This window comes from Pedobacter jeongneungensis (assembly GCF_000633455.1).
GTDB classification, from domain to species: Bacteria; Bacteroidota; Bacteroidia; order Sphingobacteriales; family Sphingobacteriaceae; genus Pedobacter; species Pedobacter jeongneungensis_A.
In genome coordinates this window covers 147,267-163,555 of the sequence record NZ_AYMG01000011.1, presented here as the reverse complement: position 1 = coordinate 163,555, position 16,289 = coordinate 147,267, and the positions used below count along the sequence as shown (strand labels likewise).

The 16,289-nt window shown below is 39.1% G+C and carries 16 protein-coding genes; 6 read left to right on the top strand and 10 right to left on the bottom strand.

Annotated features, from left to right (window positions below):
* Positions 1-234 precede the first annotated feature (234 nt).
* From U859_RS0111045 to U859_RS0111025, 5 genes are read right to left on the bottom strand one after another with little or no spacing between them, the layout of a single operon-like run.
* The gene (locus U859_RS0111045) at positions 235-1,212 is read right to left on the bottom strand and encodes an AAA family ATPase (RefSeq protein WP_025143433.1); all 978 of its coding nucleotides are present in this window, start codon (positions 1,210-1,212) and stop codon (positions 235-237) included.
* Complete coding sequence (locus U859_RS0111040) at positions 1,193-2,383, bottom strand: DUF4350 domain-containing protein (RefSeq protein ID WP_025143432.1); 1,191 nt, start codon at positions 2,381-2,383, stop codon at positions 1,193-1,195. The genes U859_RS0111045 and U859_RS0111040 overlap by 20 nt, the downstream gene beginning before the upstream one ends.
* Positions 2,380-3,108, bottom strand: coding sequence for a DUF4129 domain-containing protein (locus U859_RS31045; RefSeq protein WP_025143431.1), 729 nt, complete (start codon positions 3,106-3,108; stop codon positions 2,380-2,382). The genes U859_RS0111040 and U859_RS31045 overlap by 4 nt, the downstream gene beginning before the upstream one ends.
* A 1-nt stretch (position 3,109) precedes the next feature.
* The gene (locus U859_RS0111030; RefSeq protein ID WP_025143430.1) at positions 3,110-3,994 is read right to left on the bottom strand and encodes a hypothetical protein; all 885 of its coding nucleotides are present in this window, start codon (positions 3,992-3,994) and stop codon (positions 3,110-3,112) included.
* Position 3,995: 1 nt separating this feature from the next.
* Positions 3,996-4,949 (bottom strand): stage II sporulation protein M, encoded by a 954-nt coding sequence (locus tag U859_RS0111025; RefSeq protein ID WP_025143429.1) that lies wholly within the window; start codon positions 4,947-4,949, stop codon positions 3,996-3,998.
* A 188-nt stretch (positions 4,950-5,137) separates the two neighbouring features.
* Here U859_RS0111025 and U859_RS0111020 point away from each other — a divergent pair, with 188 nt between their 5' ends.
* Entirely contained in the window at positions 5,138-5,881 is a 744-nt protein-coding gene (locus tag U859_RS0111020; protein WP_025143428.1) for an RDD family protein, read from the top strand.
* On the opposite strand, the gene U859_RS30370 is transcribed toward U859_RS0111020, so the two are convergent.
* The 5 genes from U859_RS30370 to U859_RS0110995 all read right to left on the bottom strand — a co-directional run bounded on the left by U859_RS30370 (position 5,878) and on the right by U859_RS0110995 (position 8,866).
* On the bottom strand, positions 5,878-6,273 hold the full coding sequence (locus U859_RS30370; RefSeq protein WP_025143427.1) for a DUF2752 domain-containing protein: 396 nt from the start codon (positions 6,271-6,273) through the stop codon (positions 5,878-5,880). The two genes, U859_RS0111020 and U859_RS30370, sit on opposite strands and share 4 nt — an antisense overlap.
* Positions 6,273-6,623: a CD225/dispanin family protein gene (locus U859_RS30365; RefSeq protein ID WP_025143426.1), complete on the bottom strand. Its 351-nt coding sequence runs from the start codon at positions 6,621-6,623 to the stop codon at positions 6,273-6,275. Before U859_RS30365 ends, U859_RS30370 begins: the two co-directional genes overlap by 1 nt.
* Before the next feature lie 85 nt (positions 6,624-6,708).
* Positions 6,709-7,434, bottom strand: a complete 726-nt coding sequence (locus U859_RS0111005) for an SGNH/GDSL hydrolase family protein (protein ID WP_025143425.1) — start codon at positions 7,432-7,434, stop codon at positions 6,709-6,711.
* Positions 7,435-7,477: 43 nt separating this feature from the next.
* A complete protein-coding gene (gene lipB / locus U859_RS0111000; protein ID WP_025143424.1) occupies positions 7,478-8,206 on the bottom strand; it encodes a lipoyl(octanoyl) transferase LipB in 729 nt (242 codons plus the stop codon).
* Between the two features lie 12 nt (positions 8,207-8,218).
* A complete protein-coding gene (locus U859_RS0110995) occupies positions 8,219-8,866 on the bottom strand; it encodes a 4'-phosphopantetheinyl transferase family protein (RefSeq protein ID WP_025143423.1) in 648 nt (215 codons plus the stop codon).
* A gap of 71 nt (positions 8,867-8,937) precedes the next feature.
* Here U859_RS0110995 and dcd point away from each other — a divergent pair, with 71 nt between their 5' ends.
* The 5 genes from dcd to purD all read left to right on the top strand — a co-directional run bounded on the left by dcd (position 8,938) and on the right by purD (position 16,201).
* A complete protein-coding gene (gene dcd, locus U859_RS0110990) occupies positions 8,938-9,474 on the top strand; it encodes a dCTP deaminase (protein WP_025143422.1) in 537 nt (178 codons plus the stop codon).
* 584 nt (positions 9,475-10,058) lie between these two features.
* Positions 10,059-12,749, top strand: coding sequence for a carboxypeptidase-like regulatory domain-containing protein (locus tag U859_RS0110985; protein ID WP_025143421.1), 2,691 nt, complete (start codon positions 10,059-10,061; stop codon positions 12,747-12,749).
* Between the two features lie 116 nt (positions 12,750-12,865).
* Positions 12,866-13,627, top strand: coding sequence for an enoyl-CoA hydratase/isomerase family protein (locus U859_RS0110980; protein ID WP_025143420.1), 762 nt, complete (start codon positions 12,866-12,868; stop codon positions 13,625-13,627).
* A 136-nt stretch (positions 13,628-13,763) separates the two neighbouring features.
* Positions 13,764-14,645, top strand: coding sequence for an SDR family oxidoreductase (locus U859_RS0110975; protein ID WP_025143419.1), 882 nt, complete (start codon positions 13,764-13,766; stop codon positions 14,643-14,645).
* A 284-nt stretch (positions 14,646-14,929) separates the two neighbouring features.
* On the top strand, positions 14,930-16,201 hold the full coding sequence (purD, locus tag U859_RS0110970; protein ID WP_025143418.1) for a phosphoribosylamine--glycine ligase: 1,272 nt from the start codon (positions 14,930-14,932) through the stop codon (positions 16,199-16,201).
* Positions 16,202-16,289: the final 88 nt, after the last annotated feature.

The following is a 16,289-nucleotide window of genomic DNA, read 5'->3' as shown; positions in this document are numbered from 1 at the left end:
TTGAACTGGTTAACTGTTATGGTAATTGCTAAATTGTTGGATTGCCACATTGCTAAACCGATTGCTGGATTTGAACATTGTGATTTGAACATTGGTAATTGTTTAAATCTGTTAACTGTGAACTGAAAATTGGCAACTGGTAACTGTTTGAGTTATCGATTACCTTCGACTCCGCTCAAGGTGACTTTATTAATAGTAATTAAGACTAAGGACTACAGACTCAAGACTGTGAACTTACCTTGGTACTTCTATTTTTTTAATAATCTGATTTACAATATCGCTTGTGGTTAATCCTTCCATTTCTTTTTCTGGCGATAATAATATCCTATGGGCCAGCACAGGTACTGCCACGGCAATAATATCTTCCGGTGTAACAAAATCACGGTCCTGGATAGCGGCGAAAGCTTTTGCACTGTGTACAATAGCCAATGATGCCCTGGGCGAAGCGCCTAAATAAAGCGACGAATTGTTACGGGTTTCGGTTACGATTTTAGCAATAAACTCCAATAACTTCGGTTCTACAAATAAATTGCGGATAATGGCTCTGGCTTCTTGTATCTGTTTTACTGATAATACAGGTTTTACCTCATTTAACAGCGTTTTGTTCACCAAAGTATGTTGTGCTGTTAAAATGGCAGTTTCTTCTTCCAGGGTAGGATATTTAACTTCGATTTTGAAAAGAAAGCGGTCTAATTGGGCTTCTGGTAAACGGTAAGTTCCTTCCTGCTCAATCGGGTTCTGTGTGGCCAAAACCATAAAAGGTTCATCCATAATGTAAGTATGTCCATCAATGGTTACCTGGCGTTCTTCCATCACTTCAAAAAGTGCAGATTGGGTTTTAGCCGGTGCACGGTTAATTTCATCAACCAGAATAATATTACCGAAAATCGGGCCTTTCCTGAATTCAAAATCACCGGTTTTGGTATTGAAAATCGGGGTTCCCAATACATCTGAAGGCATTAGATCAGGCGTAAACTGTACCCTCGAAAATTGCGCATCTATTGATTTGGCCAGTAGTTTGGCACTTAATGTTTTAGCAACACCCGGAACGCCTTCAATTAAGATATGTCCATCGGCAAGTAAACCAACAATCAAAAAATCAATCACCTGTTTTTGGCCTACTATGATATTTCCAAGTACGGTTCTAATCTGATTTACAGCCGCATTTAATGCACTTAAATCGGTACGTGGGTTAAACTGTTCTTGTTCCATTGCTTTGCGTAATTTTATAAAACTGTTCTATGCTTTCGTTTAAATTGATCAATTGTGTGTCGTTCAGATCACCCATTTTAGGTATTTCGATAAAATACCGGGTTAATGTTTTGGAAAGGGCTTCGTTAATGCCCGTTTTTTCCATTAATAACTGAGAGAATTTATTATCAATATCGTTGGTTTTAAGGTAATACCTGCTCCGCAGATGCTCCATAAAGTAGTTGATTTTTTTTAGGGCTAAATCGAGGTTGTTCCGCTCATTATAGTACACACTGCCTACCACATTAACAAAAGCCAAAGATGAATTAGTAAGCGGATCGGCAATGGGAATAATCCTTTGCCTGCGTTTGATGTCGTAGAAAACAAAAATAATCAAACTGAAAATACTCAGGTAATATGCAAATTTAAGTTCGGGGTGTTTAAAAAATACCCTGAGCACGTCCGTGGTGGTATTTTCCTGTCCTGCAAAATATTCATCAAAGATTATCTGGGTATTTCCCTGCAGGTAACTCAGGGTTTTAGCTGCGTATTCGGCCCCATATTTATCCAATAGGTTAAAATTGGTATAAAACCCAGGCTCTGCAATCAGGTAGAGATTTCCTTTACCATAACTGTAACGGATAAAGTTGGGTTTCCCATTCCCGTTTACACCGAGTACGGTAGCCTTGCTGGTATCAATCTTACTATAATACTGACTACCAATTCCTCTGTCGAAACCATAGTTCGCATCAGTTTTTAAGTTTGGGTTGGTAAAATTCAGCGTGCTTCCTTCGGCCGACATGGCGCTAACCGCTTGCAGTTTAAGATTCTTTTCTATTTTACCCAGGTCGTAACTGGCAATAAAGGCATCATTACCGGCCTGCATGTATTTAACCAGCTGATCGAAATCTGTTTTGCTGATTTCTGCTTTTTGGGCAACAATGATATATGCCGTTTTATTGAAATTTTTGGCCTTTAAGGTATTGTAAATGGCAGCTTTAGACTGCTGAATATTTGCTTTGGGCAAAATATCTTTTATCCTATGATACAAAATGTATGTTCCATATGGGATTTTATCTTTTACAGCATAAGTTGGTGCCCAGTTTGTTGGTGTAGGTTTGTTGTACTGAGCAATTAAATAAAGGAGGATCAGGAGCGCCCCAATAATCAGATATATTCTATAACCTTTCATTTAATCTGGCTGTTAAACTGGTTAAACGATTGCTTAATGGGCTCGAATTTTACTTCATCAACAGGGAAATCGCCATACCAGATATAATCGAACTGCAGGGTAAGCTTGCTGAAATCGTTTCTGAGCTCAGGCTTATTGATTTCCATTAAATAATTATAATTGGTTTTATCGGGTTGCCAGTTAATGATTTCGGCATCACTTAGTTGTTTTAGCGCCCTTAAATACAAAAGCCTAACAGCCAAACGGAATTTCCTTTCGGCAACTAATCTTTGCAGTTCCTGTTCGTAATCAATCTCATGGATGTTTTCGGTAATCACATCGTATGGAAGAATGGTTTCTTTTGATTTTTTCCTCAATATGTTTTCAGTACCGATCGTTTTGATTACAATGTATAAGATGAGCGCTACGCCAAGTCCGATAAAAATATACCTCGAAATTAAATTAGAGGTTGCTCCCTGAATCAACGATCCGATTAAACCCCAAAACCACCTCCAGAATTTATCCCACCATGATAACTGTTGCTGGCCAATTTCATCATATTGAAATTCTTTCTGCTCTTTATAGCTGCTGATCGAATCTTTATCAAATTTTGATGGTGTAATTTTAGCGCTATCAATTCTGATTTCCTTAATAACAGATTTAGGCTTAACAGCTTGTGCATTGCTGATTACCGGAATAAAAAACAAGAGGGAAACAAGAAGATATCGGGTAAGGGCACGCTGCATTTTAATATTCTTCAGGTCTGGTATCTACAGGTTTTTCGGTATTGCCAAAATTAGAAATGCGGTCCATTAATCCTGGATTTTCTTTCTGTTCAACCAAACTGAAATAAGCCAGCGAAATGGTGATGATTGGTATAATGGTAAAAACCTGACAGATCGATTGTAAAACGGTCGTAATCATCGTTAGCGTTAACGACATGCGCGGCGTTTTATGTGTAAACATACCGATCATATTAAATAATGTGGTTGGTAAAACCACCATACTCATGCAGGCGTACACAATAATCCATACGATGATTAAGGTACCAAAGGTAACCCAGAAATTATCTTTAATCACTGCAAAACTTCTGTTAAAAGAGTATCCCAACGAACCATTTTCGATCACCATAACCGGAAATATCATTGCCACATAGGGGAATAACCAAAAGAAAGGAACAACACAAAAGAAAAAGGATATAATCAGCATCAGGATTAATAAAAGTGAGCTGCCAAAAACCCTAAAAAAATAGTGTTTAAAATATCCCCAAACTTCGTCGGTTGTAGGCGTTTCGTTCCCTTTTTTTACATAAACAGCAATGTAAGAAAGTACGGCCACACTCATGCTGGCATAAGTGGCCAGCGAAAATAAAATAGATAAAAAATACTCCAGGGTATATATCGATGAAAAGCCAAACTTGTTTGTGTTTCCCTCAACACCAATGGTATTGAAGAGATTCACCATTTTATACTGTTGCAATAGCATGGTTAGCATACTGGCCACCACGAACAAACCGCAAAACATAAAATATACCTTAATCAGCGGTTTAAAATTTTGCCGCATAAAGGTAAACGTATCGTTTATCACCTGCCCGAAATCTCTTTTTTTTCTAAACTCTAATTTCCCGATCATGTTAATCTAGTGTAGGTTGTTTATGGTGAACTTTAATGGGATAAATAAATACATACCAAATAATAAAGGCTGCGGATGATAACAATATCAATGCGCTTAGCCATAATGGCATTTCGGTGTGGCGGGTAACAAAACTTTCGAAAAATGCAGCTACTATAAAAATCGGGATCAGGCCGATCACGATTTTTAACCCATCTTTTGCTCCCTTAAGCACTGATGCAATACGGGTGTAGGTTTTGGGAAATAAAAAGCTATTGCCTAAAATTAAACCTGCCGCCCCGGCCAGTACAATGGCCGAAATTTCGAGCGTTCCATGGATCCATATCACCAGGACGGATTGAAAGCCTAAGCCCTTGCTAAAAAAGAAATATTGGAACGAACCGAGCATAATCCCGTTCCTGAATAATGAAACGATAGAACCAAATGAGAATAAAATGCCCAACACAAAAGTGTATAGGGCTACAAAAATGTTGTTTGAGCCTATCTGCAAAAACATGATGAATGGATTGTCCTGTTTGTACACTCCAAAAGGATCGCCTTTGGCAATATTCTCATTGGTCATATTTACATAACCATCGCCCATAATCAAACGGACAAAAGTATCGTCGTATTTGGCCGATAAGGCACCGATGGCACACGAAATCAGGAAAAAAAACAAAGCGTAAAATACCTGTTTCCTATGCTGTAAAAATATTAAGGGCAATTCGGTTTTCCAGAAATGGATAAACCTGTTCGATTTCTCTTTTTTGTTTTTATAAACAGATTGATGCAATTTAGCGGCTAAGCCATTTAAATATGCTGTGGTTTTCGAATTAGGGTAAAAGGTTTTTGAATAAGCAAGATCGTTGGTGATTTCGATAAACTGGTTGGCCACCTCATCAGGATTAGCCTGCTGCATGGAATCGTAATGTTGCCACTTTTCCGAATGCTGTTTAACAAATAATGCTTCTCTCATTTAAAGGCGTTACCAAATCTGGCGTTAAAATAGTTAATTTTTTATGGAAATAAAATCCCGATTGATCTTGCTCCTAAAACAAATATACACAGATGTGTTATCTAAATTGAAAAAGATAAGAAAACTTTAGTTGGAAAAATTACTGACTGGTATGCCTCAATTATCTTTAAAAAAAATTATGTTTGAATATGGATAGCATCAGGATTAGCACTGCTCAAAATATTGATATTGATTATGAAATTGCCGGATTAGGAGAGCGCATTGCCGCGAGGTGCATCGACCTGGCAGGATTTGTATTTATTGCTGTGATTGCACTTGTTGTGATGGGCGCTGTATCTGTAGGGATATCAGGAGGTGCTGGTATGGTGGTGCTTTTTATTTTTGTGGCCATATTTGCTTTTTATGATCTGGTTTGCGAAATCACTATGGACGGGCAAACGTTTGGGAAAAAGGTGTTCAAAATAAAAGTAATCAGTATTGATGGTACACAGCCCACCTTCGGTCAGTATATTTTTAGGTGGTTGTTCAGGATGATCGATTTTGGCTTTCCGTTTGGATGGGGCGTAGTGGCATTGGTTTCTGTAGCGATAACCAAAAACCACCAGCGTTTAGGCGATATTTTGGCTAAAACCACATTGATTAAAACAAAACCACGTACCGAATTTGCCAATGTAGCTTTTAGCTTCAATTTGCCTGAAGAATATGAACCTAAGTTTAAAGAAGTATTACATTTAAACGATCGGGATATAGAATTGATCCACGAAGTATTAACAGGTTATTACCAGGCTGGAAATGCTGAATTGATTTATACCATGGCAGCCAAAACCAAAGAACATATTGTTGTAACTATCCCAGACGGGATGAATGAATTACAGTTTTTGGAAACTGTTTTAAAGGATTATAATTATCTAACGGCCAACATGACTGTTTAAGCCGCAAGATAGCTGAAAGGGGTGTAGGGTAAGTTTCTGGCGATCCAGAATAGCATTACAATAACAAAGATTATTTTTGGCGTATTTGGATTATACCAAAAACCAAGTACCGTGTTTTGATTTGTGAAGTAAGCATATGCTTTGGAAAACAGCTGCACGGCGAGTAATGGCAAGCTGAGTACAAGCAGCAGGTTGTATCCCATTGCTTTCTGAACGTTTAAATGAAGTAAAGCATGTATTGCCCTTTGTGAGCCACAGCCTGGGCAATCTAAATGGAGGTATTTATGGAAGGGGCACTCGGGAAAGAAATTGTACACCTCAGGATTGAATTTATAATAAATTACCACAAGTGATAACAATACAATTGATCCTAAGATGTACAGTAATTTCATTATCTGTAGTTACCCATCATGGCACCACCTAAACCAAGCACTACGAAGAAAAGGATATATAGTACCCCAACACCAATTCCTACAAAAAATCCGATTTTGGTCCATTTTCCGGCAGCAGCAGATGCAGCCTGAGCTCCGGCGTAATCGCCAGCAGCATGTTTGCTATTTACATTTGCAGCATTTACAATACCAGCTATTCCAAATGGTAAGCAGCAGAATAAGGTAACAAGGATCGATTCTACCAACCAGTTTTTTGGGGCAGGATTTCCAAATGATTGTTGTCCGAAAGGTTGTTGTCCAAACGGCGGTTGTCCGAAAGGTGCTTGTTCTTGAGGTTTTTGATCTTCCATAGTATCAATTTTAAGATTAATTTAATTTAAATAGTTAAACTAAAGTAATTTTTTTAATTCAAAAATAGAATAAATGGAAGTTAAATTATTTCAACACACTGGTCACCTTTGTTAATAAAGCTTCGGCCCATTCGCCATACATTTTGCCGCTTGGATGCAAACCATCGCCTGCAACTAAAGCCGGATCGTTGGTCGCATTTCTGGATGCCGGCGTAATATTCGTATAGCTTACACCTGCTGCAAGCGTGATTTCCTGGTTTGCGGCATTAAAATTATCAATTTCTGCTGCAATGGTTCCTACGTTTCTTCCCGAGTTTTTGCCAAAGGGCGTAGCGCCCCAATCAGGGATAGAAACAACGAAAACCTTAGTCTTATCGCCACCTGCAAATGCAATTGCCGTTTGTAACAATTCTGAGAACTCTTTTTTGTACGTGTTGATCGGATAACCGCGATACTGATTATTTACACCAATTAAAAGCGTTACAAAGCTATAGGTTCCGGTTAAGTTTTCCTTTTTAATGGCCGCCTGGAGCTCGTCGGTTGTCCAGCCTGTAGTGGCAATAATTTTAGGATTGGCTACATCCCTGCCTTTGGCTTTTAATAAATTTTGAAGCTGGTAAGGGAACGATTCTGCCTGTTTTACCGATTCGCCAATGGTATAAGAATCGCCAAGGGCGAGATAAGTAAAATTTCCTGTTCCGTTTGATGGATTTGTTGTTTGATCAATAACCGGCTCGTTAATCATAGGGGCTTGTTTTGTACAGCCCGAAGTTAAGAAAGAAAATAAAAAGAGGTTCAATAAAATCTTCATGGTTTAATCTACGAAGTAGCCTTAAACATAGTTTTATTCCTTATTAAATCAGCCTCATTTTAAAAAGCTCGGCAATATGGTTTTTCAATCGTCCTTTTACCTCCTCCATATCAAGTTGATAACCAAGCTCATTTGCTAAAGAGGTTACCGCTTTATCATCAATACCGCAGGGAACAATGTTTTTGAAATAATCAAGATCTACATTTACGTTAAAAGCAAAACCATGCATGGTAACCCAGCGACTGCAGCGTACACCCATGGCACAGATTTTACGTGCTTTTTCATTATCGGCATCTAACCAAACGCCGGTATAACCCGGGTAGCGGCCAGCTTCGATCCCATAATCCTTTAAGGTAAGAATTACCGCCTCTTCTAAAGTACGCAGGTAAAGATGGATATCAGTAAAGAAATTATCGAGGTCGAGGATGGGGTAACCAACAATCTGCCCGGGACCATGGTAAGTAATATCACCACCACGGTTAATCTTATAATAAGTAGCGTGTTTATCTTTTAAGCCCTGCTCATCCAGCAATAAATTTTCAGGATGGCCGCTTTTGCCTAAAGTATAAACATGTGGGTGTTCGCAAAAAACAAGGTGGTTTGGGGTAGGGTTTTGGGTGTTGTTTACGCGGTTTGCTGTTTTAATGGCCACCGTTTTATTCAGTAAATCTTCCTGTTTATCCCATGCTTCCTGGTAATCTGTTAAGCCCCAATCAGTAAAAGTGGTTGGTATTAAATCTGCTGCAATTACTTTTTCTTCTGTCTCGTTCATCGCACTGTTTTTTTAAGAATTGCTTGCTACATAACCCAACATGTAGCCATCTTTGGTTTTAAAATAATTTACGCTGAGCTCGCGGGTGCCGTTAGGAAGTTCAACAATTGCATTTAAAGAACCTTCACTTTTGAGTTTAAAGGGTTTAATGTGGATATGTTGTTTAAATTCCAGCCCCTTTTTGCCATGCCATTTATAAATCGCCTCTTTGGCACACCAGGCCACGTATAAACCTTCGGTATTATCACCAATTTGTTTCTGGGCAAGTTCTACGTCGCTCAAAAACTTGTGTTTAATGCTTTTTATTTTATGCTTGATCAATTCGATATCCACTCCAACAGGATGATCTTTGCTGATCATTACCGCTGCATAATCGTAAGAATGGCTTAAAGAAATATGATAGTCGAAATTAACCAGGTACGGTTTGCCATGTTCATCAAACTGGCAATCGATATATTCTGTTGTGTTGAGCATCGTTCTCAACAGCAACCTCGTGCTCAACCAATGCAGTAGCCGTTTGCCACTGTTTAGCGAGGAGATGATATCGCGCTCATGCTGCTTAAGCTGCAGTCCGGCCAACAATTCTTCTTCCGTTTCCTCAATTTTCCAGATTGCTAAAACAGAATGCTGATCAATATTTTTGTTGTAAACGATTGGCATTGATTTAATTGGAGATTACATGCAAAATTATCTTAAATAAATGATAATTTAGGCCAAAAATACGCATAAAAATGATATTATCTGATAGCAGGATATTAGAAGAAATTGAGAAGGGTACAATCATCATCGAGCCTTTTAAACGCGAGTGTTTAGGCACAAACTCGTATGATGTTCATTTAGGGAAATACCTGGCTACCTACAAAAGCCGTGTGCTGGATGCAAAGGCGCATAACGAAATCGAACATTTCGAAATCCCTAAAGATGGCTTCGTTCTTCACCCTGGTGTGTTATATCTGGGCGTAACATTAGAATATACCGAAACACACAAACATGTTCCTTTTTTAGAGGGCAAAAGCAGTACCGGACGCTTAGGGATCGATATCCATGCTACTGCAGGTAAAGGCGATGTGGGTTTCTGCAATACCTGGACGCTGGAAATATCTGTAGCACAGCCTGTTAAAATCTATGCCGGAATGCCTATCGGCCAGTTGATTTATTTTGCAGTTGAAGGCAATATCGAAACCATGTACAACTCTAAAGGAAACGCAAAATACAATAATAAAACCACCAGGCCGGTAGAGAGCATGATGTGGAAGAATAAGTTTTAGAGATTGGTTAATCGGTTAATTGTTTGAACTGGTTAACTGTTTGTGTGAACTGTAAACTGAAAACTGATAACTTTTTGGTTAATCGGTTAATTGTTTGAACTGGTTAACTGTTTGTGTGAACTGAAAATTGGAAACTGATAACTTTTTGGTTAATCGGTTAATCGTTTAAACTGGTTAATTGTTGGTTGCTAACTATAAACTGAAAATTGGCAATTGCTAATTATTTTGGAAAGGGGCATCATATCTTTTGGCGACTTGTAGCCCCGCCATTCGCTAATTCCGATGAAGGATCGGAACCGCTGCTGTCGGGTTTATTGACAAAGGTGGATGCACTAAACATTGTTTATAAACCCGATCCGATAGCTATCGGATGAAACGAACACGGAGTGCAACGGAGTAAAGTGTAAAGCGGGATTGCAAAGGCCAAGTGCACTAAACCTTCATTTTCAAGCTTATATTGATAAATTAATGTGTTTTTGTAACTGTTACTAAAAACTTAGAAGCCCAACTAATTTTCACGGTAACTTCATAAAAGTATGCAGTAGGTTTTGTACCTTGAGGCTTATTTATTTTTACCTAACCACATGAAACCCAGAATTATTCTCGCACTCAGTTTTGTCTGTTTATTAATCGGCTTTACCGCATTTAAGATGGACGACGATCCCTTTAGTCAGCTCTTACAAAAATTTGAAGATTACACCAGCAAATATCCCCAGGAAAAAGTTCACCTCCATTTAGATAAGCCCTATTATGCCATTGGGGACGACATCTGGTTTAAAGCTTACGTGGTAAATACCAAAACTTCGGAACCATCAAACATCAGTAAAATACTTTATGTAGAGCTGATTAACGAAAAAGATTCCCTCAAAAAAATGGTTAAATTACCTGTTATGGGTGGTATTACCTGGGGCGATTTTAAGCTCACGGATTCGCTTGGCGAAGGCAATTATCGCATCAGGGCATACACGAATTATATGCGGAATTTTGGTACAGAATTTTTCTTCGATAAAACAATTAAGATCGGAAATAGCTGGGCTAACAAAGTTTTTACAAAAACGACCTATAATTTTACGAAAGAAAACAATGCCGATAAGGTAACGGCCACCGTTCACTTCGAGGATAAAAATGGCGTGGCTTATAGCGAAAATGAAGTAAGTTACGATGTGCAGCTGGATTACCGCTCGGTTGCCAAGGGAAAAGCTAAAACCAGCTTAACCGGTGATGCGGTGATCAGTTTTACCAATAATCAGTCTTTCCAGAACAAGTCGGGTAAGATTATTGCCACCATCACACTTGATAGTAAGCAAAAAGTAATTAAATCGATCCCGATTACTTCAACCTCAAATGATGTAGATGTTCAGTTTATGCCAGAGGGTGGATCGCTTATTGAAGAACTGCCTCAAAAAGTTGCCATAAAAGCCGTTAATTCTAATGGCAGGGGAGAAGATGTTGAAGGTATGATTGTAGATGAGACCGGAGCCGAAGTAACCAATTTTGCTACCAGTTACCTTGGCATGGGGAATTTTGTTTTCAATAACCAGGCAGGAAAATCTTATTCAGCAAAGATTAAATTTAAAGATGGCTCGGAAAAAACTGTAAAGCTTCCTGCATCCGTTAAAAGTGGTTATACCATTTCGGTAAATAGTTTGGATACCGGTAAAGTAGTGCTTAAAATTATGAGCAGTGCCGATCTGGTTAACGGCGAAGAACTTAAAGTAGTGGCACAGCATGGTGGCAATGTATATTACGTTTCGAAGGCAAAAATGGATAAACAGGTATTGTTGGCCAATATCCCTAAAAAGAATTTGCCTACAGGTATCGTTCAGTTTACCTTGTTTTCTGGCAGTAACCAGCCAATTGCAGAACGTTTGATTTTTGTAAATAAAAAAGCTGATCTGATCGATGTATCCCTCAATTCATCTCAGGTTTCGACTACAAAAAGAGGAAAAGCCAGCTTTGCTTTCGATGCAGCAAATAGCGGTCAGCCCGTTTTGGGCAGTTTCTCTGTGGCCGTTACCAATGCAAGCAAAGTGGCTCCGGATGAGGATAATGAATCAAACATCCTGACCTCTTTACTACTTACTTCCGATCTGATCGGATATGTAGAAAAGCCTAACCACTACTTTTTAAAGGATGATCTTCAAACCCAAAAAGAACTGGATAACCTCATGCTTACCCAGGGGTGGAGAAGGTTTATCTGGAAGAACATCATCAATAATGTTGGCCCGAATATCACTTACCAGCCCGAACAATCGATAACTATTAGCGGAACGGTAACCAAAGGCAATAAACCAGTGCCAGGTGGAAAGGTGATGTTGATGGCAACCAAAGGCACCATGTATATTTTAGATACGGTAACCAATGCCGAAGGAAAATTTGTTTTCGATAACCTGAGTTTTGGTGATAGTACAAAGTTTGTGGTGCAGGCGAGGACTAAAACAGAACGTAAATTTGTTGATATTAACCTGGATGTAGTTCCCGGGCAGATTGTAACCAAAAATAAAAACGGGGCTGATATAGACATCAACGTGAACAATAGCTTGATGAAATACATTAAAGAAAGCGATAATTATTTTAACGAGATGACTCGTTTAGGACTGCTCGAAAGAACCATCAAACTAGAAGAGGTTACCATTACCGAAAAGAAAAACCCGGCTAAAAACTCATCGAATTTAAATGGTGCCGGAAGGGCCGATTTCATTATGACAGCCGATCAATTATCAACCTGTGTAACCTTATCACAATGTTTACAGGGACGTTTACCCGGTGTAATTTTTAGAGGCAACGTACCTTATTTAATGCGTAGCCAGAATACTCCGATTCAAATTATTGTAGATGGAATGCAGATGGAAGCCGATTTTCTGGATAATGTTATCCCATCAGATGTTGAAACCATCGAATTGTTAAAAAGTATTGGCAATACGGCGATTTATGGTTCGCAGGGCGGCGGTGGCGTAATCATCATAACAACTAAACGTGGTGATGGAGGCAGAAGCACCAACCGTTATGCACCGGGCATTGTAACCCTAAACCCTAAAGGATTTTCGATTTCGAGAGAGTTTTACTCGCCTAAATATGATTCAGCAAGCTCAAGCAGTAGAACCGATTTAAGAACTACCATTTACTGGAATCCACAGGTGGTTGCAGATAAAGATGGAAAAGCCAAATTCGAATTTTATAATGCCGATGAACCTGGAAACTACCGTGTTGTAATTGAAGGTATTGATGCAGCGGGCCATTTAGGCAGAAAAGTATATACTTATGATGTTAAATAGCAAAAAATAGATAAATTTGAATTAGTATGCATGCATAGTTATATTTAGTGTAATTGTCTTGATACTCAATACCTGAATCTCGATACCATATTTCAAATCTCTATACTATTTACAATATGAATACAATAAAAGTAAGTGTTAAAGACCGTTTAGCAACCATTACCTTAAACAGGGGAAAATCAAACGCTTTAAACCGCGAATTGATTACCGAACTGGATGATATGCTAAAAAATATAGCCGCCGATGATAACATTGGCGGCGTAATTTTAACCGGAACAGCACCATTCTTTTCTGCCGGGTTAGACCTGGTAGAGCTTTATAATTATAACGAAGAAGAAGCAAAATCGTTCTGGGAGTTGTTTTTAGGCTTCACAGCAAATATGGTTTCTTTCAAAAAGCCAATTGTAGCCGCAATTAGCGGGCATAGTCCGGCCGGTGGCTGTGTAATGGCCTTGGCTTGCGATTACCGTGTAATGGCCGAAGGACAATACATTATTGGCTTAAATGAAGTTCCGGTAGGTATTATCGTGCCTAATAGTATTTTTCAGTTGTATGCCTTCTGGATCGGCAAGGCCGAAGCAAGCCGCAGTTTGCTTTCAGGTAGATTGTATAACCCCGAAGAAGCTTTAAAAGCTGGTTTGATAGATGAGTTGGTAAAGAACGAAAGTTTATTAACAGCCGCCGAACGCAAGATTAAAAAATTTATGGAACAGGAAAGCAATACATGGTCGCAAAGTAAACTGAATATCCGCGAAGAACTTATTGCTGCGGTATCTGCCGATCAATCTGCTACCTTAGAAAAAATGCTGGCCCAATGGTGGTCGCCTGCAACACGCCATATTTTAAAAACCATTTTGGCCAATTTGCAGAGGAAATAAGTTTAGAGTTAACAGTTTTCAGTTGGCAGTTCACAGTTGGCAATTCGCTACCAACAGTTACCAGTTTAAACAATTAACCGATTAACCAATCTCAACAATTAACCGATTTCAACAATTAACCAGTTAACCAGATATTATGTTCAATTATAATTCACCAATGCTTAGAGAAGACGCTTTAAAAGGAAATACCATTGTAATTACAGGTGGAGGAACCGGACTGGGGAAAGCGATGGGCGTTTATTTTTTGAAGTTGGGCGCTAATTTAGTAATCACCAGCCGTAAGCAGGATGTGCTACAAAAAACTGCCGACGAGATGGAAGAAAAAACCGGTGGTAAAGTATTGGCGGTAGCTTGCGATGTGCGGGAGATTGAGCAGGTAGAAAATGTACTCGCCAAAACCTTAGAGAAATTTGGTTCTGTTGATGTATTATTAAATAACGCTGCAGGTAATTTCATTTCCCCAACCGAGCGGTTATCGGCAAATGCATTTTCATCCATTATCGATATTGTATTAAAAGGAACAGTTAATTGTACCCTTACTTTTGGTAAACATTGGATCAAGGAAAAACAAGCCGCAACCGTTTTAAATATCATTACCACTTACGCTTTTACGGGTTCGGCCTACGTAGTGCCATCTGCCTGTGCAAAAGGCGGTGTTTTAGCCTTAACCAGATCTTTAGCGGTAGAGTGGGGTAAATATGGTATCCGTACCAATGCCATTGCACCGGGACCATTCCCTACAAAAGGTGCATGGGAACGTTTATTACCCGGTGATCTGGCTAAAAAATTCGACTTTAAAAACCGGGTGCCTTTAAAAAGGGTTGGCGATCATCAGGAACTGGCTAATTTAGCTGCATTTCTGGTGAGCGATTTTTCTGGCTACATTAATGGAGAAGTAATCACCATTGATGGTGGCGAATGGTTGCAGGGTGCTGGTCAAATGAACGGTTTAGAGGCAATTCCTAACGAAATGTGGGATATGCTGGAGCAAATGACCCGAAGCGCTAAGGGAAGCTAGGGATAGAAGATTTATGGCAAATACACCTTTCTCTTTATTGTTTTAATGTTGAAACGTTGTAACGTTTGAATGTTATCCGGCAACTTTCCAACTTTCCAACCTTTCAACTCTTTTTAATGTTGTAACGTTTGAATGTTATCCGGCAACTTTCCAACCTTTCAACCTGTAACCTTTCAACTCTTTTTAACGTTGTAACGTTTGAATGTTATCCGGCAACTTTCCAACATTTCAACTTGTAACCTTTCAACTTTCTAAATACTAACAAAATCCTATCTTTGCCACATATGAATATCTTACTTTTAGGTTCAGGCGGCAGAGAAAGCGCATTCGCTTGGAAAATGAGCCAGTCTTCGCACTGCGATAAATTAATTATTGCTCCGGGAAACGGTGGTACAGGAGCATATGGTACTAATATCAACATCAATGTGAACGATTTTGATGCCATTAAAAAAGTGGTACTTACCGAAAACATCGAACTGGTAGTAGTAGGACCGGAGGAACCTTTGGTAAATGGTATTCATGATTTTTTCCTCGCTGATAAAGCTATTGCACACATTCCCGTTATCGGACCTAAAAAAGAAGGTGCTATTTTAGAAGGAAGTAAAGATTTTTCTAAACAGTTTATGGAGCGCCATGGTATCCCAACTGCGGCTTCAAAATCTTTTACTCCCGAAACTTTAGAAGACGGCCTGGCCTATCTTCAGAACCATGTGTTGCCGGTTGTTTTAAAAGCAGATGGTTTAGCGGCTGGTAAAGGTGTATTAATCTGCACTGAAACTATCGAAGCACAGGAAGAATTAAAACTAATGCTTGGCGGTAAATTCGGTGCAGCTGGCGCAACCGTAGTTATTGAAGAATTTTTAAGTGGAATAGAACTTTCGGTATTTATTTTAACCGATGGTGAAAACTATATTACCTTACCATCAGCGAAAGATTATAAACGCATTGGTCAGGGCGACACTGGTTTAAATACAGGTGGTATGGGCTCGGTTTCTCCGGTTCCGTTTGCCACGCCTGAGTTTTTGGCTAAAGTAGAAGAACGCATTATAAAGCCAACGGTAGAAGGTTTAAAGAAAGATAACATCGATTACACCGGGTTTATCTTTTTCGGTTTAATCAAAGTTGGAGAAGAGCCGTTTGTTATTGAGTACAATGCACGTATGGGCGATCCTGAAACCGAAAGTGTAATCCCTAGGGTTGAGAACGATCTGGTAGAACTGTTTTTAGCAACTGCCGGCAAAAAGTTGAATGAGGTTAACCTGGTTATTTCAGACCAAACTGCGGCTACGGTAATGATTGTAGCAGGAGGTTATCCGGGCGATTATCTTAAAGGTAAAGCCATAACCGGAATTGAAAACCTGCGCCACTCTAATGCCTTTCATGCCGGTACGCTTTTAGAAAATGATGTGGTTAAAACCAACGGTGGTAGGGTAATTGCCATCACCAGTTTGCAAAAAGATTTGTTCACAGCCTTACAATCGGCAACTGCTGATGCCGGAAGAATTTATTTCGATGGTAAATATTTTAGAGAAGATATTGGCTTTGATTTAATTTAAGCCAAAGCGTAGATAAAAAGAAACCCGCAGATTTTAATTAATCTGCGGGTTTTTTATTTCGTCATGCTGTCTCTATTTATCGGGAATT